General features: G+C 72.0%; 25 protein-coding genes, 1 tRNA gene and 2 pseudogenes. 10 read left to right on the top strand and 18 right to left on the bottom strand.

Features of this window, described 5'->3' with window-relative positions; all coding sequences use genetic code 11:
• Window positions 1-7: 7 nt before the first annotated feature.
• Window positions 8-694, top strand: a pseudogene (locus tag IA22_RS34145) (DegT/DnrJ/EryC1/StrS family aminotransferase); the annotation flags it as partial.
• Window positions 695-700: 6 nt separating this feature from the next.
• Here IA22_RS34145 and IA22_RS37610 read toward each other — a convergent pair.
• From IA22_RS37610 to hutU, 5 genes and pseudogenes are all read right to left on the bottom strand, one after another.
• Window positions 701-915: pseudogene (locus tag IA22_RS37610) on the bottom strand (GNAT family N-acetyltransferase); the annotation flags it as partial.
• 42 nt (window positions 916-957) lie between these two features.
• Window positions 958-2,139 carry an imidazolonepropionase gene (hutI, locus tag IA22_RS0118590; protein ID WP_014155873.1) on the bottom strand — a complete coding sequence of 394 codons (1,182 nt, stop codon included), beginning with the start codon at window positions 2,137-2,139 and terminating at the stop codon, window positions 958-960.
• A gap of 125 nt (window positions 2,140-2,264) precedes the next feature.
• Complete coding sequence (locus IA22_RS0118585; protein ID WP_030124213.1) at window positions 2,265-3,635, bottom strand: formimidoylglutamate deiminase; 1,371 nt, start codon at window positions 3,633-3,635, stop codon at window positions 2,265-2,267.
• Window positions 3,626-4,942: an allantoate amidohydrolase gene (locus IA22_RS0118580; RefSeq protein ID WP_030124212.1), complete on the bottom strand. Its 1,317-nt coding sequence runs from the start codon at window positions 4,940-4,942 to the stop codon at window positions 3,626-3,628. The genes IA22_RS0118585 and IA22_RS0118580 overlap by 10 nt, the downstream gene beginning before the upstream one ends.
• Window positions 4,942-6,603 carry a urocanate hydratase gene (hutU, locus tag IA22_RS0118575; RefSeq protein ID WP_014155870.1) on the bottom strand — a complete coding sequence of 554 codons (1,662 nt, stop codon included), beginning with the start codon at window positions 6,601-6,603 and terminating at the stop codon, window positions 4,942-4,944. Before hutU ends, IA22_RS0118580 begins: the two co-directional genes overlap by 1 nt.
• 307 nt (window positions 6,604-6,910) lie before the next feature.
• Between hutU and IA22_RS0118570 the strand changes: the two genes are divergently transcribed.
• The 4 genes from IA22_RS0118570 (at window position 6,911) to IA22_RS0118555 (ending at window position 9,106) form a co-directional block, all read left to right on the top strand.
• Window positions 6,911-7,315 (top strand): hypothetical protein, encoded by a 405-nt coding sequence (locus tag IA22_RS0118570; RefSeq protein WP_014155869.1) that lies wholly within the window; start codon window positions 6,911-6,913, stop codon window positions 7,313-7,315.
• Complete coding sequence (locus IA22_RS0118565) at window positions 7,312-8,118, top strand: helix-turn-helix domain-containing protein (protein WP_030124211.1); 807 nt, start codon at window positions 7,312-7,314, stop codon at window positions 8,116-8,118. Before IA22_RS0118570 ends, IA22_RS0118565 begins: the two co-directional genes overlap by 4 nt.
• Window positions 8,119-8,156: 38 nt before the next feature.
• Complete coding sequence (locus tag IA22_RS0118560; RefSeq protein WP_030124210.1) at window positions 8,157-8,624, top strand: roadblock/LC7 domain-containing protein; 468 nt, start codon at window positions 8,157-8,159, stop codon at window positions 8,622-8,624.
• Between the two features lie 107 nt (window positions 8,625-8,731).
• Window positions 8,732-9,106: a hypothetical protein gene (locus IA22_RS0118555; protein ID WP_014155866.1), complete on the top strand. Its 375-nt coding sequence runs from the start codon at window positions 8,732-8,734 to the stop codon at window positions 9,104-9,106.
• 11 nt (window positions 9,107-9,117) lie between these two features.
• Here IA22_RS0118555 and IA22_RS0118550 read toward each other — a convergent pair whose 3' ends face one another.
• A complete protein-coding gene (locus IA22_RS0118550) occupies window positions 9,118-9,657 on the bottom strand; it encodes a hypothetical protein (protein ID WP_030124209.1) in 540 nt (179 codons plus the stop codon).
• Between the two features lie 135 nt (window positions 9,658-9,792).
• Window positions 9,793-10,641: a MurR/RpiR family transcriptional regulator gene (locus tag IA22_RS0118545; RefSeq protein WP_030124208.1), complete on the bottom strand. Its 849-nt coding sequence runs from the start codon at window positions 10,639-10,641 to the stop codon at window positions 9,793-9,795.
• A 177-nt stretch (window positions 10,642-10,818) separates the two neighbouring features.
• On the opposite strand from IA22_RS0118545, the gene IA22_RS0118540 reads away from it, so the two are divergent.
• A complete protein-coding gene (locus tag IA22_RS0118540; protein ID WP_014155863.1) occupies window positions 10,819-11,400 on the top strand; it encodes a thioredoxin domain-containing protein in 582 nt (193 codons plus the stop codon).
• 44 nt (window positions 11,401-11,444) lie between these two features.
• On the opposite strand, the gene IA22_RS0118535 is transcribed toward IA22_RS0118540, so the two are convergent.
• Complete coding sequence (locus IA22_RS0118535; RefSeq protein WP_030124207.1) at window positions 11,445-12,248, bottom strand: maleylpyruvate isomerase family mycothiol-dependent enzyme; 804 nt, start codon at window positions 12,246-12,248, stop codon at window positions 11,445-11,447.
• Window positions 12,249-12,377: 129 nt separating this feature from the next.
• Between IA22_RS0118535 and IA22_RS0118530 the strand changes: the two genes are divergently transcribed.
• On the top strand, window positions 12,378-12,797 hold the full coding sequence (locus IA22_RS0118530; RefSeq protein WP_014155861.1) for a hypothetical protein: 420 nt from the start codon (window positions 12,378-12,380) through the stop codon (window positions 12,795-12,797).
• 342 nt (window positions 12,798-13,139) lie between these two features.
• On the opposite strand, the gene IA22_RS0118525 is transcribed toward IA22_RS0118530, so the two are convergent.
• Window positions 13,140-14,543, bottom strand: coding sequence for a cystathionine beta-synthase (locus IA22_RS0118525; protein ID WP_014155860.1), 1,404 nt, complete (start codon window positions 14,541-14,543; stop codon window positions 13,140-13,142).
• A gap of 155 nt (window positions 14,544-14,698) precedes the next feature.
• Here IA22_RS0118525 and IA22_RS0118520 point away from each other — a divergent pair, with 155 nt between their 5' ends.
• From IA22_RS0118520 to IA22_RS0118510, 3 genes are all read left to right on the top strand, one after another.
• A complete protein-coding gene (locus IA22_RS0118520) occupies window positions 14,699-15,829 on the top strand; it encodes an SGNH/GDSL hydrolase family protein (protein WP_234434551.1) in 1,131 nt (376 codons plus the stop codon).
• Window positions 15,830-15,948: 119 nt separating this feature from the next.
• Window positions 15,949-17,169 carry an acetyl-CoA C-acetyltransferase gene (locus IA22_RS0118515; RefSeq protein WP_014155858.1) on the top strand — a complete coding sequence of 407 codons (1,221 nt, stop codon included), beginning with the start codon at window positions 15,949-15,951 and terminating at the stop codon, window positions 17,167-17,169.
• 362 nt (window positions 17,170-17,531) lie between these two features.
• The gene (locus tag IA22_RS0118510; protein ID WP_030124206.1) at window positions 17,532-18,395 is read left to right on the top strand and encodes a hypothetical protein; all 864 of its coding nucleotides are present in this window, start codon (window positions 17,532-17,534) and stop codon (window positions 18,393-18,395) included.
• On the opposite strand, the gene IA22_RS0118505 is transcribed toward IA22_RS0118510, so the two are convergent.
• The 9 genes from IA22_RS0118505 to IA22_RS0118465 all read right to left on the bottom strand — a co-directional run bounded on the left by IA22_RS0118505 (window position 18,392) and on the right by IA22_RS0118465 (window position 25,948).
• A complete protein-coding gene (locus IA22_RS0118505; RefSeq protein WP_014155856.1) occupies window positions 18,392-18,721 on the bottom strand; it encodes a hypothetical protein in 330 nt (109 codons plus the stop codon). The two genes, IA22_RS0118510 and IA22_RS0118505, sit on opposite strands and share 4 nt — an antisense overlap.
• Window positions 18,722-18,922: 201 nt before the next feature.
• A complete protein-coding gene (locus IA22_RS0118500) occupies window positions 18,923-19,807 on the bottom strand; it encodes a Bax inhibitor-1/YccA family protein (protein WP_014155855.1) in 885 nt (294 codons plus the stop codon).
• A gap of 164 nt (window positions 19,808-19,971) precedes the next feature.
• A complete protein-coding gene (locus IA22_RS0118495; RefSeq protein ID WP_245229587.1) occupies window positions 19,972-20,415 on the bottom strand; it encodes a hypothetical protein in 444 nt (147 codons plus the stop codon).
• 89 nt (window positions 20,416-20,504) lie between these two features.
• A complete protein-coding gene (locus IA22_RS36815) occupies window positions 20,505-20,645 on the bottom strand; it encodes a hypothetical protein (protein WP_157840931.1) in 141 nt (46 codons plus the stop codon).
• A complete protein-coding gene (locus IA22_RS0118485) occupies window positions 20,645-21,094 on the bottom strand; it encodes a hypothetical protein (RefSeq protein ID WP_030124204.1) in 450 nt (149 codons plus the stop codon). Before IA22_RS0118485 ends, IA22_RS36815 begins: the two co-directional genes overlap by 1 nt.
• 277 nt (window positions 21,095-21,371) lie before the next feature.
• A tRNA-Leu gene (locus IA22_RS0118480) sits at window positions 21,372-21,458 on the bottom strand.
• Between the two features lie 250 nt (window positions 21,459-21,708).
• Entirely contained in the window at window positions 21,709-24,114 is a 2,406-nt protein-coding gene (locus tag IA22_RS0118475; protein WP_030124203.1) for a glycoside hydrolase family 2 protein, read from the bottom strand.
• Entirely contained in the window at window positions 24,111-25,022 is a 912-nt protein-coding gene (locus tag IA22_RS0118470) for an ATP-binding cassette domain-containing protein (RefSeq protein WP_237524472.1), read from the bottom strand. The genes IA22_RS0118475 and IA22_RS0118470 overlap by 4 nt, the downstream gene beginning before the upstream one ends.
• Window positions 25,004-25,948 (bottom strand): ABC transporter ATP-binding protein, encoded by a 945-nt coding sequence (locus IA22_RS0118465; RefSeq protein WP_030124202.1) that lies wholly within the window; start codon window positions 25,946-25,948, stop codon window positions 25,004-25,006. Before IA22_RS0118465 ends, IA22_RS0118470 begins: the two co-directional genes overlap by 19 nt.
• Window positions 25,949-25,952 lie beyond the last annotated feature (4 nt).

Here is a 25,952-nt window from a genome sequence, read left to right as displayed (position 1 = left end):
GACGGCGATGCGCGCCCGGCTCGGCCGGGAGTGCCTGTACGTCCCGTCCTGCCGGCTCGGCCTCTACGTGGCACTGCGCCACGGGTGCGAACCCGGCGGGAAGATCCTGATGTCCCCGGTCAACGACGACGTCATCCTCTTCGTCGTCCTCGCCGCCGGTCTGCGCCCCGTCCAGGCCCCGCGGTCCGCAGCCGACGGTTCGACGACGTGGACGCCGTGCCCGACTCCGTGTGGAACGGCCTCCGCGCCGGCCTCACCACCAGTCTGTACGGAAACCCCGACCCGGCCCTGCGGCTGCGCGAACGCTGCGACCGGCTCGGCATCCCGCTGATCGAGGACGCCGCACACGCCATCGGCAGCGTCACCGACGGCGACCCGGTCGGCTCGTTCGGGGACGCCGCCGTCTTCAGCCTCTCCAAACACGTCGGTGCGAAGGCCGGAGGCTTCCGTCGCGGACCCGGCCCGGCGCGCCCCGCTGGAGCGGGCCCGGGACACGCTGCTCGACCCGGCCCGCCTCACCGCCGAACTCGCCTACGCCGTAAGCCCGTACGCCGAGTCGGCCGTACGCGGGCTGCGGCCGGCCCCGGCGGCCTGGTGGACCCTGCGCCTCCTCGGCCTCCAGGAACGGGAGGAGATCCGGATGCCGCTGCGCCCCGGGGAACTGGAGCACGCCCTGGGCGCCACGCCCTCGCTGGCCACGGATCCACGGCTTGGCGAAGCGGTCGCCGCGGCCGGTCCTGCGGTACTGGGCGGACTTCCACCCCATCAGGGTCCGCAGCGCCTCCGGGTCACGCTCGTCGAGGACGAACCGCACACCTCACCGGCCTCGCGGCCGAGCTTGCGCTCCTTGGCCAGGGTCGTCCTGAGGAACTTCGGCGATCCGGCACGCAGCGCCTTCTCGTAGCTGTCGTAGCCGTCGCGGGATCACACCTCTCTCTCGCCTGCCCTGCGCACCCGTCACACGACCCGCGCCCCCGCACGCCACACCGCACGGACCAGCGGGACTCCCGGCCGGTAGGCGAGGTGGACGTGGCTCGGCGCGTCGAGGAGCACCAGGTCGGCGCGTGCGCCGGGGGTGATGCGGCCGATGTCGGTGCGGCGCAGCGCGGCGGCGCCTCCGGCGGTGGCGGACCAGATCGCCTCGTCCGGGGTCATGCCCATGTCCCGTACGGCGAGGGCGACGCAGAACGGCATGGAGGAGGTGAACGACGAGCCCGGGTTGCAGTCCGTGGACAGCGCGACCGTGGCACCCGCGCCGAGGATGCGGCGGGCGTCGGGCCAGGCCGCGCGGGTGGAGAACTCTGCGCCGGGCAGCAGGGTGGCGACGGTGGAGCCCTGGCCGAGGGCGTCGAGGTCGGCGTCGTCGAGGTGGGTGCAGTGGTCGGCGGACGCGGCGTCCAGCTCGACGGCGAGACGTACGCCGGGGCCGTGGCCGAGCTGGTTGGCGTGGACGCGGGGGTGCAGGCCCTTGGCCAGGCCGGCGGTGAGGATCGTGCGCGCCTGGTCCTCGTCGAAGGCGCCCCGCTCGCAGAAGACGTCGATCCAGCGGGCGTGCGGCGCGCAGGCGTCCAGCATGGGCCCGGTCACGAGGTCGACGTAGCCGGCGGGGTCGTCGGCGTAGTCGGGGGACACGATGTGGGCGCCGAGGAAGGTGACCTCGTCGGTGTGGCGGGCGGCGATGCGCAGGGCTCGCGCCTCGTCCTCGACGGTGAGGCCGTAGCCGGACTTGGTCTCGAAGGTGGTGGTGCCCTGCCGGAGCGCCTCGCCCAGGTAGCGCGCGACGTTCGCGGAGAGCTCGTCGTCGGAGGCGGCGCGGGTGGCCGCCACGGTCGTGCGGATGCCGCCCGCCGAGTAGGGGCGCCCGGACATGCGGGCGTTGAACTCGGCGGTCCGGTCGCCCGCGAACACGAGGTGGGAGTGGGAGTCCACGAAACCGGGGACCACCGCACGGCCACCCGCGTCGACGGCGTTGTCGGTGGCGGGTGCCCTGCTCGACTCACCGGTCCACACGACACGGTCGCCGTCGATGACGACGGCCGCGTCCCGGATCAGGCCCAGGGGGGTCCCGTCGCCGAGGGAGGGGTCGTTGGTGACCAGGTTCGCGATGTGGGTGAGGGCGGTCGTGGTGGTCGTCGTCATCCGGACACAGCTCTCTTCGGGTTCGCCCGGCTGGGCTGCCGGGGTGGTCGGCCGGGTTCGTCGGCCCGGGCGGACATCCGGTGCGCGGCTCGCCCGGTCGGTCGTCGGGCGGGCCGGCCGGGTGGTCAGCGGTGCAGGGCGGCGACGGCCGAGGCGAGTGCTCCGGGCACGTCCTCGATCCGGGTGTGCCGTCCGTCCCGCACGATGTGGCGTCCGGCCACCACGGTGTGCCGCACGTCGGCGGCCGTGGCGGCGAACACGGCCGCTTCGGCTCCCAGCCGCGGCACCGGCCCGGCCGTCCTGACGGAGTCCAGGGCGACGGTCGTGAGATCGGCGGGCGCCCCCGGTTCCAGCGTCCCCCCGTCCGGGCGGCCGAGGGCGGCGTGCCCGTCGGCGGAGGCGGCCCTGAGCAGGGCGGACGCCGTCCAGTGACCGCGTACATGGGTGCGCAGGCGTTCGTTGAGCTCCATGGCCCGGGCCTCCTCGAAGAGGTCGATCACGGCGTGGCTGTCGCTGCCCAGCGAGAGGGGGGAACCCGCCCGCTGAAGGGCTTCGGCAGGGCCGATGCCGTCGGCGAGGTCGCGTTCCGTCGTGGGGCACATGCAGGTGCCGGTCCGGGACGCGCCGAGCAGTTCGATGTCCTCCGGGGTGAGGTGTGTGTTGTGGATGCCGGTGGTGGCCGGGCCGAGGACCCCGTGGTCGGCGAGGAGCCGTGTGGGGGTGCGGCCGTGGGCAGCCAGGCAGGCGTCGTTCTCCGCCGTCTGCTCGGAGAGGTGGACGTGCAGCGGGACACTCCGCTCCCGGGCCCACCGGGCGACGGTGGCGAGCTGCTCCGCCGGAACGGCCCGTACGGAGTGGATCGCGGCGCCGATCACCACCAGGTCGTCGTCGCCCTGGAGGAGGGAGGCACGCTCGGCCCAGGCGTCGGCGGTGCCGTCGGAGAAGCGCGTCTGGTGCCGGTTGGGTTTCTCCCCGAACCCGGCGGCGAGGTAGGCGGTGTCGAGCAGGGTGATCCGGATGCCGGCCTCGGCCGCCGCGGCGATGAGCGCCTCGCCCATGGCGTTCGGGTTGTCGTAGGGCGTGCCGCCCGGCGAGTGGTGCAGATAGTGGAACTCGCCGACCGCGGTGATCCCCGCCAGCGCCATCTCGGCGTACGTGGCCCGGGCCAGGTCGTAGTAGGTGTCGGGGGTGAGCCGCGAAGCCGTCCGGTACATCGTCTCGCGCCACGTCCAGAAGGTGCCGGAGCCGACCTGGACGGTGGAGCGCAGCGCCCGGTGGAAGGCGTGCGAGTGGGTGTTGGCCAGTCCCGGGACGGTCAGTCCGTGCAGCGCGGTGGCACCGGGCGGCGGCGTGTCGACGCCCGTCCGGACGCCGGCGACGCGCCCCCCGGACACCTCCAGGAGCACACCCGGCTCGACATGGGTGCCGAGCCAGGCGTGCGACATCCAGTACGTCGCGGTGACCGGGGTGCCCGTCGGTTGCGTCGTCAGCTGCACGCGAGGCCTTCCAGTACGTCGGCGAGCGCCCTCACTCCGGCCACGCAGTCGTCCTCCGCGGCGTGTTCGGCAGGTGAGTGCGAGATCCCGGTGGGGTTCCGTACGAACAGCATGGCGGTCGGCACGGAAGCGGACAAAATACCCGCGTCGTGTCCGGCCCCCGTCCCGAGCACCGGAACGGCCCGTCCCCCGGTGTCGGCACCGCCGCGCCCCCGCTTCTCCAGCACGCGTCGGATCTCGTCCCGCAGGGCGTGCTGGAAGTCCACCACCGGGGTGAACGACTCGCGTACGACGTCGAGATCGACCCCGGCCCGCTCGGCGTGCTCCCGCGCGGCCCGCTCGACACCGCTCACCACGGCGTCGAGGGTGCCCTGGTCGGCGGCCCGCGAGTCGAGCCAGCCCCGCACGAGGGACGGGATCGCGTTGACCCCGTTCGGCTCGACGGCGATCTTGCCGAAGGTCGCGAGGCCTCCGGCGAGCTCCGCCTCCCGCCGGGCCGCCAGCACGGTCTCGGCGTACGGGAGCATCGGGTCCCGGCGGTCGGCGAGCCGCGTGGTGCCCGCGTGGTTGGCCTCCCCCCGGAAGTCGAACCGCCAGCGGCCGTGCGGCCAGATGGCCGAGGCGACACCGACCGGGTCACCGCTCAGATCGAGGGCGCGCCCCTGCTCCACGTGGAGCTCGACGAACGCGCCGATCCGGGCGAGGCGCTCTGGGTCGGGCCCGATGGCGTCCGGGTCGTACCCCGCCGCCTCCATGGCCCGGGGCAGCGGGACCCCGTTCCCGTCGCGGAGCCGGTGCGCGTCCTCGACGGTCAGCTGTCCCGCGGCGAGCCGGGAGCCGACGCAGGCGAGCCCGAAACGGGCCCCCTCCTCGTCGCCGAAGTTGACGACGGCGAAGGGCCTGGCGAACTCCGCTCCCCTGCGGCGGAGTTCGTCGAGGGCGGCGAAGGAGGACACCACGCCGAGAGGGCCGTCGAAGGCTCCGCCGTCGGGTACCGAGTCGAGATGGGAGCCGGTGACGACGGCGTCCCCCGCTCGGGGGTCACCGTGCCAGGCCCACTGGTTGCCGTTGCGGTCGACCTCGTGGACGAGCCCCCGGGACTCGGCCTGTGCGCGGAACCACTCCCGGCACTCCGCGTCGGCCCCGCTCCAGGCGTACCTGCGGTACCCGCCGCTGCCCCGGTCGAGGCCGAGCGGCGCGAGGCCGCGCCACATCTCCTGGAACGACTCGGGCTCACCGGGCCGGGGGCCGGGCGCACCCGCCCCCGGCGCCACCCGCTCCGGGCCGCCGCCCTCGGACCCGTTCATCAGGCGTCGCCCTCCGCCATCGGGACCCGCACGCCCTGGTCCGAGGCGACGGACTCCGCGATGTCGTACCCAGCGTCGACGTGCCGGATGACGCCCATCCCGGGGTCGTTCGTGAGGACCCGCCGGATCTTCTCGCCCGCAAGCCGCGTGCCGTCGGCGACCGTGACCTGCCCCGCGTGGATCGAACGCCCCATGCCCACACCGCCACCATGGTGCAGGGACACCCAGGACGCCCCCGAGGCCACGTTCACCATGGCGTTGAGCAGCGGCCAGTCCGCGATGGCGTCGGAGCCGTCGAGCATCGCCTCGGTCTCACGGTAGGGCGAGGCGACCGATCCGCAGTCCAGGTGGTCGCGCCCGATGGCCAGGGGCGCGGCGAGCTCGCCGCTCGCCACCATGTCGTTGAACCGCTCGCCGGCACGGTCGCGTTCGCCGTAGCCGAGCCAGCAGATACGGGCGGGCAGGCCCTGGAAGTGAACCCGCTCGCCGGCCATCCTGATCCAGCGGTGCAGCGACTCGTTCTCCGGGAAGAGTTCGAGCAGCGCCTTGTCGGTCTTGTGGATGTCCGAGGCCTCCCCCGACAGCGCCGCCCACCGGAAGGGCCCCTTGCCCTCGCAGAAGAGCGGCCGGATGTAGGCGGGCACGAAGCCGGGGAAGTCGAACGCCCGGCCGTATCCCGCGAGCTGGGCCTCTCCCCGGATCGAGTTGCCGTAGTCGAAGACCTCGGCGCCCGCGTCCATGAAGCCGACCATCGCCTCGACGTGCGCCGCCATCGACTCCCGGGCACGCCGGGTGAAGTCGGCGGGCTTCTCCGCGGCGTAGGAGGCCATGTCGTCGAAGTCGACGCCGACCGGCAGATAGGCGAGCGGGTCGTGCGCGCTGGTCTGGTCGGTGACGATGTCGACGGGAGCGCCCTCGGCGAGCATCCGGGGCAGCAGCTCCGCCGCGTTGCCGAGCAGGCCGATGGAGAGCGGACGCCGCGCGTCACGGGCCTCGACGGCCAGCTGGAGCGCGTGTTCGAGCGAATCCGCGCGTACGTCCAGGAAGCGGTGCTCGATACGGCGCTCGATGGCGCGCGGGTCGCAGTCGACGCAGAGGGCCACACCGTCGTTCATCGTGACGGCCAGCGGCTGCGCGCCGCCCATGCCGCCGAGCCCGGCCGTCAGCGTGATGGTGCCGGCCAGCGTCCCCCCGAACCGCTTCGCGGCGACGGCGGCGAACGTCTCGTACGTGCCCTGGAGGATGCCCTGGGTCCCGATGTAGATCCAGGAACCCGCGGTCATCTGCCCGTACATGGTGAGCCCGAGGGCCTCCAGACGGCGGAACTCCTCCCAGTTCGCCCAGTCGCCGACCAGGTTGCTGTTGGCGATCAGGACGCGCGGCGCCCACTCGTGGGTCTGCATGACGCCGACCGGCCGCCCGGACTGGACGAGCATCGTCTCGTCCTGCTTGAGCGTCCGGAGGGTGCGGACCATGGCGTCGAAGGACCGCCAGTCGCGGGCCGCCTTGCCCGTGCCGCCGTAGACGACGAGCTTGTCGGGGTGTTCGGCCACCTCGGGGTCGAGGTTGTTCTGCAGCATGCGGAGGGCGGCTTCCTGCTGCCATCCCAGGGCGCTCAGTTCCGTACCGCGCGGTGCCCGTACGGGGCGGGGTCCTGACATGGGGCTGCCTCCTCGCGAATGTGACTCACCTATTCACATCCTGGCTTCATGAATACTCCTAGTCAACAGGCGCACCGCCACCCCGCGGACGACGGGAAGGACGGGCGACGGGCACCGGAGGGCGGAATTCCGCCACTCGAAGGGTGGTCGGCCGGACAACTTCCGACCACTGCCACGCGCCCACCAGCGGCTCTTTACACGGCAGTTCGCATGTACCACTGGAAAATGCCAGAACTCCCACCAGGAATGCACACGTTGCGTAGCCTCTCCATTACATCCGTACGCCACGTCGGGAGGGGAGTCCGCGTTGCCCGGAATCGACGAGTGCCTGATCGAAGTCATGAGGCTGCCCGGTGCCCGGGGTGCCTCGGTGGTCGACTGGACGAGCGGCCTCGCGCTCGGCACCATCGGCGAATCACCCAACGGCGACCACGAGGCCACGGCCGCCGAGACGGCCGAGGTGGCGAGGATGGCCGCCGAACAGCCGGTCTTCGCGCAGGCCGGACCGTACGCCGGATCCACGGGCCCACCCGTCCCCGCCGTCGAGGACGTCATCGTGACCACCGCCCCCGGCTACCACATCCTCCGTTTCGTCGAGACGGCCTTCGACAGCAGCGTCTTCCTCCACCTCTGGCTGGACCGCGCGGAGGGCAACCTGGCGATGGCGCGGATACGGCTCGGCGAGATAGCGGAGCGGCTGGTCCTGGCATGAGTCCCACCGTCGCCGACCGGCCCGGCACACCGGAACGGGCCGCTCCTTCGCCGATGTTGCAGCGGCTCGCGGCGGAGCGCGCAACCGGCGCACTGATGCGCGACCGAGGGACCCTGTATCTCGCCGACGGCCAGGTGGTCCACGCGGAGAGCCCCGCCACCCCCGGAATCGACGTCCTGCTCACCACGGGCGGCGCGCTGCGCTCCGAGGGCTGGTGGGACGCGGTCGCCCAGGCGGGCGCCGGACAGCGGGTCGCCCGCTACCTCGTGGACAGCGGCCGGGTACCCGGTGGCGCCCTGGAGCTCTGCCACCTGGGCGCGCTGTACGACGCGGCCTTCTTCGCGCTGGCCCCCACGCACACACCGGCACGCTTCCGCTACGGGGTCTCCCACTGGATCGGGACCGTCCGTCCCGTACCCGTGCACGCCGTGCAGCGCGAGACGCTCCGGCGCCGCGAACTCCTGGACCGGATCTGGCCGGACGCGCTCACCGACAGTGCGCCGCTCGCGCCCACGGCCCACGCGGCCGACGCGCCGGTACCCGCACGCCAACGGCACGTACTGGCGCTGGTGGACGGCGAGCGCACGGCAACCGACATCGCCCGGCACCTGGGCCGCTCGGCCTTCCACACCCTGGTCGACCTGCGTCGGCTGGCGGCCGCCGGACTGGTCGAGGCGGTCCGCCCGGCCGCCTCCGGGTCCGCGTCGGCATCCGGGCACGGCCGCATCACGCTGCCGGAGGTCACGAACGACCCCGACGTCGCCCTGCTGCGCCGGCTCAGAGACGCATTGGAGGCCCTGTGATTCGCGCGCTCAGACAGCGTGCCGGGAGGAGACAGCTGATGGTGCCCGAGGCAGAGGTCAAGGACGTCCTCGACGAGCTCCAGCGGTTACGCGCCCGGGTGCCGCTCCTGACCGGCGCGCTGGCCGCCAGCACCGACGGTCTGGTCGTGGCCCAGGACACCCCCGGCATCGAGGCCGAGGGCGTCGCCGCACTGACCGCCGCCGCACTCGGGGTCTCGATCCGGATGTCCGACGCCACCGGCCGCGGCGGCTTCCGCGAGCTCCTGATCCGCGGCGAGAACGGCTACATCGCCACCTACGCGGCGGGCCGCTCCGCCGTCCTCACCCTGCTGGCCGAGGACCGCATCAACGTCGGCCGGCTCCACCTGGAGGGCCGCCGCGCGGGCGCGCGCATCGGCGAGGTCGTCGACGCCGCGCAGGACCACGCCGAACGCCCGGTGCCGCCACCGCGCCCGCAGCAGTCCGGCACCCTGCCCCGCCGGGGCACCACACCGGATCCCACGTGACACCCGCACCCGCCGCGGACGGCGCCGGCCGTCCGCGGACCGACCGGAAACGCCCCACGAAGTTACGGACCGGCCACCGGGCCGGCCAGGGAAAGGAAACGAACACCATGGCCAACACCGAAGCGTCACTGAAGGATGCGATGGCGTCGATCGAGGGGACCCTCGGTGTCGCTCTCGTCGACTACACCAGCGGCATGGCCCTCGGCACCCTCGGCGGGGGCAAGGACTTCAACCTAGAGGTCGCGGCGGCCGGCAACACGGACGTCGTACGAGCGAAGCTCCGGACCATGGAGCACCTGGGCATCAAGGACGAGATCGAGGACATCCTGATCACCCTCGGCAGCCAGTACCACCTGATCCGGCTCCTCAAGACCCGTGGCAGCAACGGCCTGTTCCTCTACCTCGTCCTGGACGGCGGCAGGGCCAACCTCGCGATGGCCCGCCACCAGCTCCGGAAGATCGAGGCGGACCTGGAGGTCTGACCTCCACGTCCTCACCGGCGGCGACGCCGCGCCCCTCCAGGTGCGGCGTCCCCCGCCACGGGCCCGGTCGTCCGGTAGCCCTCGACCTTCCGGCCCGCGGGCCGGCCACGCCCGGCCCAGTCGGTGCGCACCCAGTACAGGACGTCGTCCCGCCGCTCCCGCTGCCCGATGCGTACCGCCTTCAGCCACAGCCCGGCACCGGCCCCGGCCAGCACGCACCCTCCGGCACCCGGCAGGACGTACGCGCTCGCGACCGCCACGAGGAACGCTCCCGCCAGCCACCAGCGGTGCGCCCGCCGCCAGTTCCGGACGGTGACGTCCCGGTTCTGGAGGAAGTCTCCGCGCCCGGCCCGGGTGGCGCCCTTCGCGAGCTCCGCGTACCGGCCCGTCCGGGTGAACGCCACGGCTCCCAGCACCACCAGGAACAGCGCGGCACCGGCAAGCAGCCCGATCCGCCGTCCCGTGAGCCCCGGGACGAACGCCCCGACGGCCGCCGCCAGCAGCCCCGGCCACCACAGCGGCGCGGCTCCGGCCCGCACGATCACGGCCACTCTCGCCAACGACTGCGCTCCGCGCCCCACGTCCGTACCCCTCTCCGGTTCCCTGTGGACCCTCCGGGCGCGGAGATTAGTAGGCACAGATGAGCGGCGTCTGAGAATCGGCGGTGCGGTGCCGCCGGGCCGCGGCTACTCGACGAACAGCCCGCGTGCGGCGGCCCTCGCGTCGAACTCCTCCAGCCGGGCCTGCGCCTCGGGCAGCCCGTCGCACATGGCCTCCAGCAGCACCCGGCCCATCAGCATCGGCGCGCACGCGGTGTCGAAGGCCAGTCCGGTGCCCACGGCGGCGGGGATGAGCACATCGCTGTGGGCCGCCACCGGCGCGAACGCCGAGTCGGCCACGGTCACGACGGTCAGCCCCTGCTCGCGCGCGTACGCCAGCGCGTCCACGACCTCGCGCGGGTGCCTCGGCAGGGCGAAGCACATCAGCGTGCTCGCGCCCGCCCGCCGGGCCGCGTCGACACGGTCGTGCAGCATGCTGCCGCCCTCGTCGACGACGCGTACGTCCGGGTGCACCTTGGCCGCGAAGTACCCGAATCCCCGGGCCTGCGAGGAGGCCGCCCGCAGCCCGAGCACGAGGAGGGGTCTGGAGGCGGCGAGCAGCCGTCCGGCCCGCTCCACCGGCGCCGGGTCGGCGAGCAGTTCGGAGAGCTGACGCAGGTTCTCGATCTCGGCCCGCACCGCCTGCTGGTACTCGTTGAACGTGTCCTCCACACCGTCCACGGCGGCCGCGTCGGCGGGCGAGACCTCCCTCAGGTGCTTGCGCAGCGCGGGATAGCCGTCGAACCCGAGAGCCACCGCGAAGCGGGTGACGGACGGCTGGCTCACCCCGGCCAGTTCGGCCAGCTCCACGCTCGACAGGAACGGGGCGTCGGCGGCCCTGCGCACCATGGAGTGCGCGATCCGCCGCTGGGTGGGGGTGAGCCGCTGCCCCTCGAAGAGCCGCTGCAACCGCGCAGCCGGGCTGCTCCCGCTCATGCTGTCCCCTCCAGAGTTCCACCGCACCGGTCCGGCACCGAGGAATCCATTCAGCCAGCAAGCGGTCTGCATGTCCATATACAGCCCATGCTCCGGACACCCCGGGGCGAAGCGGCCGGGGCCCACCGGCAACCCGCTCGCATTGCGGGACCGCCCTCCCCTGCCGACCCTGGGGTCATGATCCCAGCGAACACGAGAGGGCCGGGCGGCATCGTCGTCCGCTACGGCGACACCGACGCCGCACACGTGCTGAGCGTCTACGCCGATCTGCGCTGCCCCTACTGCAAGCGCATGGAGCTCGGCCTCGGAGCAGTGATGGAGCGGGCCGCCGACGAGGGCAGATTCGCGGTGGACCACCATTTCGGCACGTTCATCGACGACTCGGCCGGCGGCAGCGGCTCCCTGGAGGCGCTGGCCGCGCTGGGAGCCGCGGCGGACGAGGGCCAGAAGCCGTTCATGCACTACCTGCGGGCTCTGTACGCCGATCAGCCCAGCGAGGACGTGGACGCCTTCGCCGACCGCGACACCCTGCTGCGGCTGGCCGACGAGGTCCAGGCGCTGCACACCGACGCCTTCCGGCAGAAGGTCATGGAGCGCACCTATCTGCCCTGGGCGGCCCAGGTCGCGGCGGCGTTCGAGACCAGCGGTGTCCGCTCCACCCCGACGGTCCTGATCGACCGCACCCCGGTCCCCGTCATCGGGCCCACGGGGTACGCCGTCACGCCCGAGGCATTCCTCGCCGGTACGGCCCCCCGGTGAGAACGCCTCGGGCACCCGCCCGGTCCGTGCGGGCGCCCGGGGCCTCAGAACACGACGCGTGCCGCCGTCAGCGCCTCCCGGGCCCCGGCGTCGCCCTCCAGCTCCAGCCGGCCTCGCACCGGCCTCCCCGAGACGTGCCGGGCGAAGTCGAGCGCGTCCGCGCGGAGGGTGGCCGCCGGGGTGCCGATGCCCAGCAGACGGCGTCCGCCCGCCGGGCCGTGGAGGTCGATCTCCACGGCGGGGCCCGTCCAGGCGAGGGCCAGGTCCAGCACCACCTGGTCGACGATCTCCCGGTCGTGGCCGTCGAGGAGCACATCGGCACCGAGGGCGTCGACGAGGTCCACCCGGTGCATCCAGGTGTCACGGACCACGAGGACGCTGCCGAGGTAGTCCACGGAGTCGTCGGGCAGGGCCCTCGCCTCCGGGTAGAGGAGGCTCAGACGGGTCCGGCGGCGGACCGCGGCCGGGACGCGGCGCAGGGCGATCAGCGCCTGGGGTGCGAAGTGGGCGAGGGCGCCGATCAGTTCACGCCCCGGTACCGCCTGCCGGTCCTCGATCTGGATCTCGTTGTGCCCGTCCAGCCGGCCGAGGTGCGGATGGGTCCGTGCGGCGCGCCGGATCCGGCGTACGGCGACCCAGGGGCGCGGCAGTTCCTCGTACTGCCCGACGGTGTGGGCCAGCATGTCCCGCACGGTCCAGCCGGTGCAGTGGGTCGGCCGGCGCCAGTCCTCGTCGGACAGCTCACGGAACGTCGAGAGCGTCGCCCTGAGCTCCGCCTCGTTGACCAGACGTGCCCGCGTCCCGGACGTGCGGGGGATGGCACGGGCGGACGATGTCGTGGTGGCCATGGGCGCGCCTCCCGTCTCCCGGCAACCACGCTACGCCGACCGGGGACGGCCCGCCCTGCGCGGCGGGCCGCGGAAACAGGGGGGCTGGCCCCAATGACGCCTGCGCCCTGAATTCGTACCGTGAGGCGCATGGAAGCCCGTGACCCTGAGCTCCGACGCGAGCTCGACGCCACCCTGCAGGCCCGCGGTGAACTGGGCCCCGAGTACGAGTCCGTGCTCATCGACTCCTTCCTGGAGAAGGTCGAACGGCGCCTCGCCGCCCCCGAGGACCAGCGGACACGGCGCCTGTCGGCCGAGCGGCGGATGGCAGTCGCCCGGAGCGCCTCGGAGCCCGCCAGGCCGTTCGGGACCTTCGCGGAGCGGTTCGGCTTCGGGGTGGTCTCGCTGGTCCTGGCCGTCCCCCTGTCCGCGATCGGCGTCGCGAACGCCGGGATCGACGGCCTCGTCGTGGCCTGGCTGGGGATCGTCGGGGTGAACGCCGTGCACGCCGCCCACACATGGCCATGGGCACGGGGCCGGCGGCGTCCCTCGTCCGATTGGGACGGCTGAGGCGGCAGGGCAGGCCGGGCGCCCGCCGAGAAGCGCCGGGAGGGCGTGCGGACGGCCGGTGGGCCGACCGGGCATGAGTAGTCGCGGGGACCGCCGCACCCCCGGTTGCCCGGAGGGCGGGACGACGGCGGTCCCCGCGAGGGACGCGATCCCGGGTCAGGGCCGGGTGTCACGTCCTGGCGACGGTGGAGGTCCGGGAGCCGCTCCGTAGTCCGTGTCGCCGTATGTGGTGTCGGCGGGTCTCCCTGCCGACACCCATCACTCTGCCGGAGCCGTGTTAAGCCGGTGCTGCGTCGACGTGTCGCGCTCGTACCGTTTTCGCGAACCCCGGAAACCCGGCCGCTACGGCTTGGGCGCCGCGTCCTTCGCCAGGAAGGCCAGAAGGTCCTGCCTGCTCACGACGCCCTTCGGCTTGCCCTCGACGAGGACGATCGCCGCGTCGGCACCGTCGGCGCCGCTGAGCACGGCCATCAGGTCCTCGACCGGCTCTCCCGAGCCGACCTGCGGCAGCGGGGCCGACATGTGCTTCTCCAGCGGGTCGGAGAGCGTGGCCCGCTGGGCGAACAGCGCGTCCAGGAGCTCCCGCTCCACCACGGAACCGATGACCTCCGCGGCCATGACGTCCGGGTGGCCGGCGCCCGGCTTCACGATCGGCATCTGCGAGACGCCGTACTCCCGGAGCACGTCGATGGCCTCGCCGACCGTCTCCTCCGGGTGCATGTGGACCAGTGAGGGGAGAGGCCCCTCCTTGAAGTCGAGGACGGCGCCGACCCTGGCCGACGGGCCGGTGTCCTCCAGGAAGCCGTAGTCGGCCATCCACTCGTCGTTGAAGATCTTGCTCATGTAACCGCGCCCGCTGTCCGGCAGCAGGACGACCACCACGTCCTCGGGACCGAGGCGCTTGGCGACCTCCAGTGCCGCCACGACGGCCATGCCGCAGGAGCCGCCGACGAGGAGGCCCTCCTCCTTGGCGAGGCGCCGCGTCATCTGGAAGGAGTCCTTGTCGGAGACCGCGACGATCTCGTCCGTGACCGTGCGGTCGTAGGCGCTCGGCCAGAAGTCCTCGCCGACGCCCTCCACGAGGTACGGACGTCCCGAACCGCCGGAGTAGACGGAGCCCTCCGGGTCCGCGCCGACGACCCGCACGCGGTTCTCGCTGATCTCCTTGAGATAGCGGCCCGTGCCACTGATCGTGCCGCCCGTGCCGACGCCCGCGACGAAGTGGGTGATCCGCCCCTCCGTCTGCTCCCAGAGCTCCGGTCCCGTGGTCTCGTAGTGCGAGCGCGGGTTGTTGGGGTTGGAGTACTGGTCGGGCTTCCAGGCGCCCGGCGTCTCACGGACCAGACGGTCCGAGACGTTGTAGTACGAGTCCGGGTGATCGGGGTCGACGGCCGTGGGGCAGACGACGACCTCCGCCCCGTACGCGCGCAGCACGTTGATCTTGTCCGTGGACACCTTGTCCGGGCAGACGAAGATGCACTTGTAGCCCTTCTGCTGGGCGACGATGGCCAGGCCCACGCCCGTGTTGCCGCTGGTCGGCTCCACGATCGTGCCGCCGGGCTTCAGCTCGCCGCTCTGCTCGGCGGCCTCGATCATGCGCAGCGCGATGCGGTCCTTCACCGACCCGCCGGGGTTGAAGTACTCGACCTTGGCCAGGACCGTCGCCTGAATGCCTGCCGACACATTGCGCAGCCTGACCAGCGGGGTGTTGCCGACAAGACTGATCATCGAATCGTGGAATTGCACCGTGTACTCCGGGGTCTCCGAGATATTCAGGCAAGAGTATGCGTACGGGCAGGAGATCGGGCGAAGCGATTGAGCTGCACCCCCCGCGGGGCAGGTAGTGCTGTGTACGGCTGTACGGCACGGAGGAGGTGGACCGGACTGTGTCGAGAGCGAGGGTGGCACGGCGGATCGCAGCGGGTGCGGCCTACGGGGGCGGCAGCGTCGGACTGATCGGCGCGGCGACGGTGGGCCTGGTACTGGCCGAGGTGCAACTGGCGAAGCGGCAGGTGGGCGGGGGCAAGGCACCTGTCCCGCCCAGCGCGGACGGACGGTACGGGGTGGCGTTCGCCGGACCCGCCGATCCACTGCGTTTCGTCATGCTGGGCGACTCGACGGCTGCCGGTCAGGGAGTGCGCAGAGCGGGCCAGACACCGGGGGCCCTGCTGGCGTCCGGGCTCGCCGCGGTGGCCGAACGCCCGGTGGATCTTCGTAACGTGGCCCTGCCGGGGGCCCGGTCGGACGACCTGGAGCGGCAGGTCTCCCAGGTGCTGGCGGATCCGTCGGGAGTGCCGGACGTCTGCGCGATCATGATCGGCGCGAACGACGTGACCCACCGGATGCCGGCGACGCAGTCGGTGCGCTGCCTGAGCACGGCGGTACGGCGGCTGCGCACCGCCGGCGCGGAGGTCGTGGTGGGGACCTGCCCGGACCTGGGCACGATCGAGCCGGTCTACCAGCCCCTGCGGTGGCTGGCCCGGCGGGTGAGCCGGCAGCTCGCGGCGGCCCAGACGATCGGCGTGGTGGAACAGGGCGGCCGTACGGTCTCGCTGGGCGACCTGCTCGGCCCGGAGTTCGAGGCGAATCCGCGGGAGCTCTTCGGCCCCGACAACTACCACCCCTCGGCCGAGGGTTACGCGACCGCCTCGATGGCGATGCTGCCGACCCTCTGCGCGTCCCTCGGCCTCTGGCCGGACTCCGATCGCCTGGACGGCTCGCGCCGGGAGGGCATCCTGCCGGTCGCCAAGGCGGCCTCCCGCGCCGCGCGGGAGGCCGGCACGGAGGTGACGGCGGCGCGCGCACCCTGGGCCCTGCTCAAGCACCGCAGGCGCCGGCGTCTGCCCGCCCATACGGAACCGGTGCCCCACGGGGACGAGGAAGCGGGCGCGGACGGCGGTCCGGCGCGCGGGCGCGGGCCGGGGGCGGCATGGCGGTGGGTGGACCGCGGCCACCTCCATCGCGGGAACGGCACGGGCGACCGCCACGGGAACGGCACGGGCGGCCAGCACGGGAACAATGCGGGCGACTGAGCGGTTGCTTAGAAAAGAGGTCCGCATCACATCGCCTGTTTGGTGACCTCAGCTATACGTCCGGGTAACTTCCAAGGCAGCCCAGCCTTCCTGCCTTCCAGCCCTCATGGAGCCGCGTGATGCCCGAAGCCGTGATCGTCTCTGCTGCCCGTTCCCCCATCGGCCGGGCCTTCAAGGGGTCCCTGAAGGATGTGCGCGCGGACGATCTGACCGCGACCATCATCCAGACCGCACTGGCCAAGGTCCCCGAGCTGGACCCGAGGGACATCGACGACCTGATGCTCGGCTGCGGCCTCCCCGGCGGCGAGCAGGGCAACAACCTGGGCCGCATCATCGCCGTACAGATGGGGATGGACCACCTCCCCGGCTGTACGGTCACCCGCTACTGCTCGTCCTCGCTGCAGACCAGCCGCATGGCGCTGCACGCCATCAAGGCCGGCGAGGGAGACGTCTTCATCTCCGCCGGCGTGGAGATGGTGTCCCGCTTCGCGAAGGGCAACTCCGACAGCCTGCCGGACACGCACAACCCGCTCTTCGCCGAGGCCGAGGCCCGCACCGCCGCGCGCGCCGAGCAGGAGGGCACGAGCTGGACCGACCCGCGCGAGGAGGGCCTCGTCCCGGACGCCTACATCGCGATGGGGCAGACCGCCGAGAACCTGGCCCGGATCAAGGGCGTCACCCGTCAGGACATGGACGAGTTCGGCGTGCGGTCGCAGAACCTCGCCGAGGAAGCCATCAAGAACGGTTTCTGGGAGCGCGAGATCACCCCGGTCACCACGCCGGACGGCACGGTCGTGTCGAAGGACGACGGCCCCCGCGCGGGCGTCACCCTGGAGGGCGTGCAGGGCCTGAAGCCGGTGTTCCGCCCCGACGGTCTCGTCACCGCCGCCAACTGCTGCCCGCTCAACGACGGCGCCGCCGCGCTCGTCATCATGTCGGACACCAAGGCCCGCGAGCTGGGCCTGACCCCGCTGGCCCGCATCGTCTCCACGGGCGTCTCCGGCCTCTCGCCGGAGATCATGGGCTACGGCCCGGTCGAGGCCAGCAAGCAGGCGCTCAAGCGCGCCGGGCTGACCGTCGACGACATCGACCTGGCCGAGATCAACGAGGCGTTCGCCGCCCAGGTCATCCCGTCCTACCGGGACCTCGGCCTGCCGCTGGACAAGGTCAACGTCAACGGTGGCGCGATCGCCGTCGGCCACCCCTTCGGCATGACCGGTGCCCGCATCACCGGCACGCTGATCAACAGCCTGCAGTTCCACGACAAGCAGTTCGGCCTGGAGACGATGTGCGTGGGCGGCGGCCAGGGCATGGCCATGGTCATCGAGCGGCTGAGCTGAGCCGCAGCGGAGGGTTGGGGTCGCCCGAGGAACGAGGACGGCACCAGCCCGCAGCGCAGGCGAGGCACAGCGCGACCATACGCACAGTGCGGCCGATCTGAGCCGTAGCGGAGGGCTCGACGAGGGCCGCGCGTCCCGCGCGAGGGGCGTCCCGAATCGGGACGAGCTCCGATCGTGACCGAATCTCCCCCAGGATGTGATCTGCGTCCCGGGGGAGAGTCGTTTCTGCAGGTCACACCGGCCACAGAACTAAACACCGGGCCGAAAGACCTGTCCAATTCGTGACGTAATGCACTGACAGCGGGTGCCGGTACAGGACAAGCTGATGTAGGAAGTCGGGGGTGTCGATTGAAACCGGGAGTATGTCAGTGAGCGCCATGCCGTTTGCCCTGTTGCTGACCACCGCCGCTGCCACGGCCGTCGGCGCCGCCGCTCTGCACGCTGCTCACGGGCTGCGCAAGCAGGTCACGGCCCTGCGCACGGAACTGGCGGAAGGCCGCGGCCTTCACGCGTCGGTGCCGGAGCAGCAGAACCGCAGCACCGCCACCTCCGCCGAGGAGATACGCGCGGCGGTCGCCGAGGCACTCGCCGAGGAGCGGGAGCGCGAGCTCGCCGAGGCCCGCGCCTTCTGGGCGGCCCAGGAGGCGCGCGACGCCGCCGACGCCCCGTCCCTGCTGGGCGGACTCGGTGACGACGTCCCGTTCTTCATGCCCCGGCAGTCCGACTTCACGGGCCTGGAGGCGCTGGGCCTCGACGCCGATGAGGCCATGGACGAACTGGTGGAGCTGGCGGAGCTCACCGACCTGCCCGAGACCGCCGAGGTCGCGGAGTACGCGGAGTTCGCCGAGGACTCCCCCGAGCTGGCCGCGGCCCGTCGCCGCCACCCCTCGCACCCGGACTTCGTCCCCGTGCAGACACCGGTCGTGACCGACCATGAGCGTACCGTGAACCGCCTGGAGCGGCTCGCCGACACCGGTACGGAGCTGACGGACGTGCGGCCCGGCCCCCTGGGCACGCTCGACGTGTACGTCTTCGCCGACGGCACCACGCTCTGCATGACCCCGGGCCACCGGGAGACCGCCGAGCGGCTCGCCGACTCGCTGCGCTCCGGTGAGCAGCCGGTGCTGCTGGGCGGCTCCGGGGTATCGGGCGCCTACACGCTGACGTTCTCCTGCGGCAAGGAGAACGTCTACATCCTCGCCGACCGCGTCATCGCCTCCTTCTAGCGCGAACCGGGTGCGAACGCCCGCTCAGCCGCCTCCTCGACACACCGCACGGCCTCGTCCAGCTCCTGGGACGAGGCCGTTTCCAGTGCCACGGCGAGGTCCCGGCCCGCGACGGCGAGCTGGTCACCGACCGCGAATATCCCGGCGTCCGGCATGATCCTCGGCTCGCGGTCCGGCGCCTCCGCACGCTGGGCGCGGGCGGACAGCTCCCTGGCCGTCACCAGCGCCGCAGCGGCCACGCCCTGCTGCAGCCGGCTCTGCGGGGCGCTCCGCAGGCGGTCGGCGAATCGGTCCACGGCGGTGATGAGAGGGGTCGTATCGAGCACGCCGTGACCCTACGCGCCCCCGCACGGTGGTCGCCAGCGCACCGACGCTCGGGCACGGTGCCGGGAAGGTTCGGCAACGCCGACCTGCCTGGGCGGAGCCGCACGAAAGCTCCTCCGAGGCGCGCGCACCCTCCCCGCGACAGACGGAACGGCCCGCAGGCGGTGCCTGCGGGCCGTTCCGTCGTCGTCGCGCCTACGGGGTCAGTCGTCCCCGTTGAGGATGGAGAGCAGACGCAGCATCTCCAGGTAGATCCACACCAGGGTCATGGTGAGGCCGAAGGCCGCCAGCCAGGACTCCTCGCGCGGTGCGCCGAAGGCGACACCGTCCTCGACCTGCTTGAAGTCCAGGGCCAGGAAGCACGCGCCGAGGATGATGCCGATGACGCCGAAGAGGATGCCGAGGCCGCCGCTGCGGAAGCCCAGGCCGTCACCGCCGCCGAACACGGAGAACAGCAGGTTGACCACCATCAGGAGCATGAAGCCCATGGCCGCGGCCATCACGAAACCGTAGAAACGGCGCGTGACACGGATCCAGCGCATCTTGTACGCGATGAGGACACCGGCGAAGACACACATGGTGCCCATGACCGCCTGCATCACCGTGCCGGGGCCGATGTAGGTGCTGACCGCGCTGGAGATCACTCCGAGGAAGACACCCTCGAAGGCCGCGTAGGCGAGGATGATCGCCGGCGACGCCTTGCGCTTGAACGACTGGATCATCGCGAAGACGAACGCCACCAGGGCGGCGCCGATGGCGATGCCGTACGACTTGCCGAGGTTGGCCTCGTCGACCGGCAGCAGGGCCCAGGAGAGCGCGGCGGTGAGCACCACGGTGCCCAGCGTCATGGCCGTACGGGTGACGACGTCGTCGATCGTCATCGCGCCGGAGCGCGCCGGCGCCTGCGGGGCGCCGTACTGGGTGTCCTGCTGGGCGTACGGGTTCGTGGCGTACGGGTTGGCGGTGCCCTGCGCGTACGGGTTGGCGCCCGCGGTGGCGGCCCCGGCCTGCGGCGCCGCGTTGAAGCCCGCGTAGCCGTTGTCGCGGCTGAACCCCCGTCGCGAGAAGACCGGGTTGCTGCTCCTCATCTCACTCCTCCATGGCCACCGTGCGTGGCCTTCCCACAAGAGTAATGGGTAGGCAAAACAATGGCCCTAGTGCCAGAGGAGGATCTTTGAGAGAAGATCCATCCTCCGCAGGCACGGATTCCCCCCGGATCCAGGCATGACCTGCCCGGATCCGGGAAGTGTGGTCAGGCCGTGCAGGCCAGCTCCTTCTTGACCGACGGGACGAAGGCCAGGGCGAACGCCTCCATGTCGGCGCGGCGCCGGTCCACGTCCTCCTCGGCACGGTCGCCGACGCTGACAGAGACCGTGAGATGGGGGACATCGGGCGTGCCGCACGGGGTGCTGATCACGAAGTTCGTGTCGCCCATGGCCCCTGCCCCGTCGAACGGCAAGGGATCCATCTTCTTACGGTTGGTGAACTTGTACTCGACCAGCTCACCCATGGGGTCGTAGAACCTGTCCGTCTTCTCGGCACCGACGACCACGCCCTTGCGCGAGTCCACCGCGACGAAGCACATGCCGGACATGTCGACCAGCGGATCACCCTGCACCACGAGCTTCTTTCCCTCGGGAAGCAGAGGGGAGATCGACTTCTCGCCCACCGGAACCCCGCACAGGTCCTTGGGCAACGTGTACTCCCTGCCCCCGCTACATCCGGCCGCGAGCAGAACGAGACCACACACGAATGCCGGAGCCGCCGTCAGGAACAGTTTCCTCGTCACTGGTCCCCCGCCACCCCTTCGGCCTTCTTGTTGCCGTCGTTGGCAGCTGCTCCGATGGTGTCGTACACGCCCTTCCAGGCGGTGAGGGCCTCCCCGAGCTTCGCGAAATCGCCGTCCCGCAGCGTTTCGAGGTCCATCAGCGCCGGGTCCTCTCGGTGAAGCCGTCGTCGAGGGCGGAGATGCTGCTCACCGTGGAGTAGACGTGGTACTCGTCGCCCGCGTGCGCGTTCTTCGTGAAGTCCATGTGGTTGGAAATGTGCGCGCAGGCGTCCAGCAGCGACTGGAGCTGCTTCTCCCACCGTTCCTGCACGTGGTCCAGGCCGCCACCGAGGTCGAAGCCCTGTGTCGTCAGGTCCTTCGCCGCCGTCTGGCTGACCGACCAGGCGTCACGTCCGTGCCTGCCGAGCGTCTCGAAGAGCTTGAAGGCACTGTCGCCCACCGCGGCGAGGTCCTGCTGGTCGACCTTGAGGTCCCCCTGCGGTCCGGCCCCGCCCCCGCCCTCGGAAGGAACCTGGTTCAGCCGCATCCCCGTCGAGTGTCTGCGGGCCGCCTCACTCTTCAGTTGCTCCCACTCGTCCCAAGCCATATCTGGTCCCACCCCGTGAGGATCGACTTTAACGGCCCTTTAACGTATCAACTACTTGCGTGAGGCACGCAAGTACGATCGGGACATCGGGCCCCACACGTGCGCCCGGGCGGGGGCGCGGGCGGGAGCACGGCCGGCCCGAGTCGGCACACACAGTGATCACACGGGCGCGCGGGCGCGGGACCGCGGAGTACGGTCGCAGGAGGGTAACGCTCGAAGGGTGCCCCGAGGGGGCTCGAAGCGGCGGAAGGCCGGGCGACTCCACCGGCGGCGCGGCTGGTGCCCGGAGCCGGACTCGAACCGGCACGCCCCCGAGGAGGCAGCGAGGTTTAAGCTCGCCGTGTCTGCATTCCACCACCCGGGCGTGGGCGCGCGGCTCCGCGTTTGGCACATGACCCTATCCGGGGGCGTCCCTCGAACAGCGGAACACTCACTCGATGTTGTCTTATTTTATTGATCGTGTGAGGGTCCGTCAGACACCGGTCACCCCGTCAGCACACGCCCCACCCGGTAGAGCGGGACGAACCCCGGCAAACGGGAATGACGGAAACTCGCCGCACTCGTACGGCTCATCCGCCACGGCGCGCGCCACCGTCCGCCAGGGGTCCGCCACCTCACCCGTCGACGAGGTCGTTGACGCACCGCAGGGCGGGCCGGGATCCCAGTGCTTCCGGGTCCTCGAGCACCGCCCCCGTCACGTGGAAGACGGCACGCTCGCCGGGCAGCAGGGTGACGAGCATGTCGTCCACCTCGGCCGCGGGGTCCAGCCGGTCGGGGAAGAGCGCGAGGTCACGCAGCAGGGTCCGCGCCGTCACCGTGACCCGGTAGCCGATGCCCGATTCGTCACCCTGGGTCACGTTGACGTCGTACCGTGCCGGCGGCAGCGCGAGCCGGGTGTCCTCCTCGTAGAACTCGACCGCCCGGAGGTCGCCCAGCTCCGCCACCAGCACCTCGCGGGTGCTGTCGTCCGGCTCGGCGATCGCGGGCGGCAGCGGCACACGGGTGACCCCGCGGGCGCCCGTGGCCACGGCCGACGTCTCCTCGGCCAGGACGGTTCCGTCCAGGGAACGGCGGGTCAGCCGTAGCGCGCCCTCCCAGACGAGGGGGGAGTCGTTGACGAGGTGCAGGGCGCCGTCCCTGACGGCCATCAGCCGGTCCGCGTAGACCGCGCGCAGGGCGTACCAGAGCGGCTTGCGGCGGCCGTCGCCGTCGACCGCAGCCCAGGAGACGACCGGCCAGCAGTCGTTGAGCTGCCACACGATCGAGCCCATGCAGTACGGACTGTGCGAGCGGAAGTGCCGGATCCCGAAGGCCACCGCGCGGGCCTGGTTCAGCTGGGTGAGCCAGTGCCAGTCGTCGAAGGACACGGGCTGCGGAAGGTGCGCCCCCAGGCCCTCCAGCAGCTTCCGGTCGCCGTCCTCCGCCTTCTGGTGGTGGGTCATCAGCGGGGCGCCCGGGCTCAGCGGACCGCTGACGGCCCGTCGCAGGGTGGCGTGAGCGGGCGGGCCCTGGAAGCCGAACTCCGCCACGAAGCGGTGAGCGGTGTCGGCGTAGTGCGTGTAGTCGACGCGGTTCCAGACGTCCCAGAGGTGGACCGTGCCGCGGGTGGGGTCCTGCGGGGGCAGCTCCGGGGAGCCGGAGTAGGGCGAGCCGGGCCAGTACGGGCGGGAGGGGTCGGTCTCGGCGCACAGCGCGGGCAGCAGCTCGTGGTAGTAGGCGTGCCCCCAGGTACGGCCCTCCAGCTCCTCCTGCCAGCCCCAGTCGGCGTGCCCCTCCAGGTTCTCGTTGTTGCCGCACCACAGGACCAGCGACGGGTGCGGCGCGAGCCGGACGAGGTTCTCGCGGGCCTCCGCGGCCACCTCGTCGTACAGCGGCTGCTCCTCCGGGTAGGCCGCGCAGGCGAACGGGAAGTCCTGCCAGACCAGCAGACCCTTCTCGTCGCACAGCTCGTAGAAGTCGTCGCTCTCGTAGAGGCCGCCGCCCCAGACGCGTACCAGGTTGACGTTCGCGGCGATCGCCTGGTCGAGGCGGTCGGAGATCCTCTGCCGGGTGACGCGCGCGGGGAAGCAGTCGTCGGGGATCCAGTTCACCCCGCGGACGAAGACGGGCTCGTCGTTGACCGAGATCCGGAACGCCTCGTGTTCCAGCCCGACACCCCGGAAGCCGGTCCTGCCGTTCCACGCGTCCTCGCCGAGGCGGACGGTGACGTCGTACAGCGGCTGCTCGCCGTGGCTGTGCGGCCACCAGCGCGCGGCCCCCGGAACGGGGAGGGTGACGGCCGCGCGGTCCTCACCGGCCGGGACGGTGAACACGGCCCGCTCGCCGGCCACCTCCACCGACGCCTCCAGGGGGCCGTCGCCCGCGCGGTCGACACCGAGGGTGAGCGACAGGCGCGGCACCCCGTCGCCGTCGAGGTCGCCGACGGCCTTCACCTCGGCGATGCGGTGGCCGGTCCAGGACTCCAGCGCGACGGGCCGCCAGATACCGGACGTGACCAGGGTGGGGCCCCAGTCCCAGCCGAAGTTGCAGGCCATCTTCCGGATGAAGGCGTACGGCTCGGCGTAGGCACCGGGCCGGTCGCCGAGCTTGTCCCGCAGTGCCTCGGCATAGGTGTACGGGGCGGTGAAGCGTACGACGAGGGTGTTGGTGCCCTCGCGCAGCAGCGGCCGTACGGGGAAGCGGTAGCTGCGGTGCTGGTTGGCGGTGGAGCCGATCCGGGTGCCGTTGAGCAGGACCGTGGCGACGGTGTCGAGGCCGTCGAAGCACAGGTCGGTGAACTCGTGCCCGTCGGCCGCCCACGCGAAGTCGGTGCGGTAGGTCCAGTCGGTGCGGCCGATCCAGCCGAGCCGTTCCTCGTTGTCGTCGAGGTAGGGGTCGTCGATCAGTCCGGCGGCCAGCAGGTCGGTGTGGACACAGCCGGGCACGGCGGCGGGGACGCCGCCCGCGGGAAGGGCCGGCGGTACGGGGCCGTCGGCGGTGAGCGTCCAGCCGTCGTGGAGGGGCAGGTGGCGGGGGGTCACGCGGAGGTCCTTCCGCAGTCGGGGAGTCCGGCGCAGGCGACGAAGTGGTCCGGCTCGGTCTCGTACAGGTCGGTGTCCCGTGCGCCGCCCGCGTGGAAGGCGCAGGCCTCCACGGGTTCGGCGGCCGTCCAGGGCTGGTTCAGCCGGGGCACCGCGGCCAGCAGCGTGCGGGTGTAGGGGTGGAGGGGGTTGCCGAAGACCTTCTGCGTGTCGCCGCGTTCGACGACACGGCCGCTGCGCAGCACCACCGTCCTCTCGGCGAGGTAGGTGCCGAGCGAGAGGTCGTGGGTGATGTAGAGGACGCCGAGGCCGCGTTCCTTGAGACCCGCGAGGAGGTTGAGCACGTCGATGCGGGTGGAGGCGTCGAGCATGCTGGTGATCTCGTCGGCCACCAGGAAGCGCAGGTCGAGCAGGAGGGCGCGGGCGATGAGCAGGCGCTGGAGCTGGCCGCCGCTGAGCTGGTGCGGGTAGCGGCCGAGCACCTGCCCGGGGTCCAGGCGTACGTCGCGCACCGCCGCCTCCACGCGGTCCGCCCACTCCTTGTCGGGGACGCCCGGGTGGTAGGCGCGGTGGACGAGCGCGAAGACCCGGTCGGCTTTGAAGACGGGGTTGTAGCAGCTGAACGGGTCCTGGAAGACGCCCTGGACCCGGCGGTAGAAGTCCTTGCCCGGCCGGACCCGCTCGCCGTCCAGGGTGAGGCTGCCCGCGCTGACGTGGGTGAGCCCCAGGACCATGCGGCCGATGGTGGACTTGCCGCTGCCGCTCTCGCCGATGAGCGAGACGAGTTCGCCGGGAGCCACCTCGAAGGAGACCCGGTCGACGGCGGTGGTGGAGCCGCCGCCGAAGGCGCCGGCCCGGAAGGTCTTGGTGACACGGTCGAGGGTGAGCATCAGGCCGCCTTCCAGCATGCGACGGTGTGGCGGGGGGCCACCTCGACGACCGGGGGCTCCTCGGCACACCCGCTGTCGGCGAGCGGGCAGCGGTCGCGGAAGCGGCAGCCGGCGGGAGGGTTCAGCAGGGAGGGCGGGGAGCCCTCGATGCCGCTGAGCGGCCTGTCCTTGTGACGGGCGCCCACCTGGGGCAGCGAGCCGATCAGCATCTTCGTGTAGGGGTGGCGGGGTCCGGTCGTCAGCGCCTTCGTGGGGGCCTTCTCGGCGAGCTTGCCCGCGTACATCACCATGATCGAGTCGGCGATGTGCGAGGTCAGCCCGAGGTCGTGGGTCACGAAGATCATGCTGGTGACCAGGCCCTTGTCGCGGAGCCCGGTGAGGGCGCCGACGACGGCCTGCTGGTTGGAGACGTCCAGCGCCGAGGTGACCTCGTCGGCGATGAGCACGGACGGGTCGAGCAGCGTGGAGATCACCATGACGGCGCGCTGCTTCATGCCGCCGGACAGCTCGATCGGGTAGCGGTCCAGGACGTCGGGTTCCAGGCCCACCAGGGCGAGCCGCCGGTGGAGTTCGTCCGTGTCGACGGTGACGCCGCGTGAGGCGAGGAGCTCGCGGATCATGCGGCCGATGCGCCGGGTCGGGTTGAGCGCGCTCATCGAGTACTGCGGGACGAGCGAGATCCTGTGGAAGCGGTAGGCGTTCATGGCGCGGTCGTCGGACAGCGGCAGTTCGTCGCCGTCGAGCGTCACCGTGCCGCCCGCGTGCCTCATCCGGCCGTCGAGCCGGATCAGGGACTTGCCCAGCGTGGTCTTGCCGCAGCCGGACTCGCCCGCCAGGCCCAGGATCTCGCCGTCCGCCAGGTCGAAGCCGACGCCGTCCAGGGCCCGGACCTCGCCGCGCAGCGTGCGGTAGTGGACCCGCAGGTCGTTGACGGTCAGGGTCATGTCC

It is taken from the genome of Kitasatospora papulosa (assembly GCF_000717245.1).
GTDB classification, from domain to species: domain Bacteria; phylum Actinomycetota; class Actinomycetes; order Streptomycetales; family Streptomycetaceae; genus Streptomyces; species Streptomyces papulosus.
This window is presented reverse-complemented; position numbering and strand designations above follow the sequence as displayed.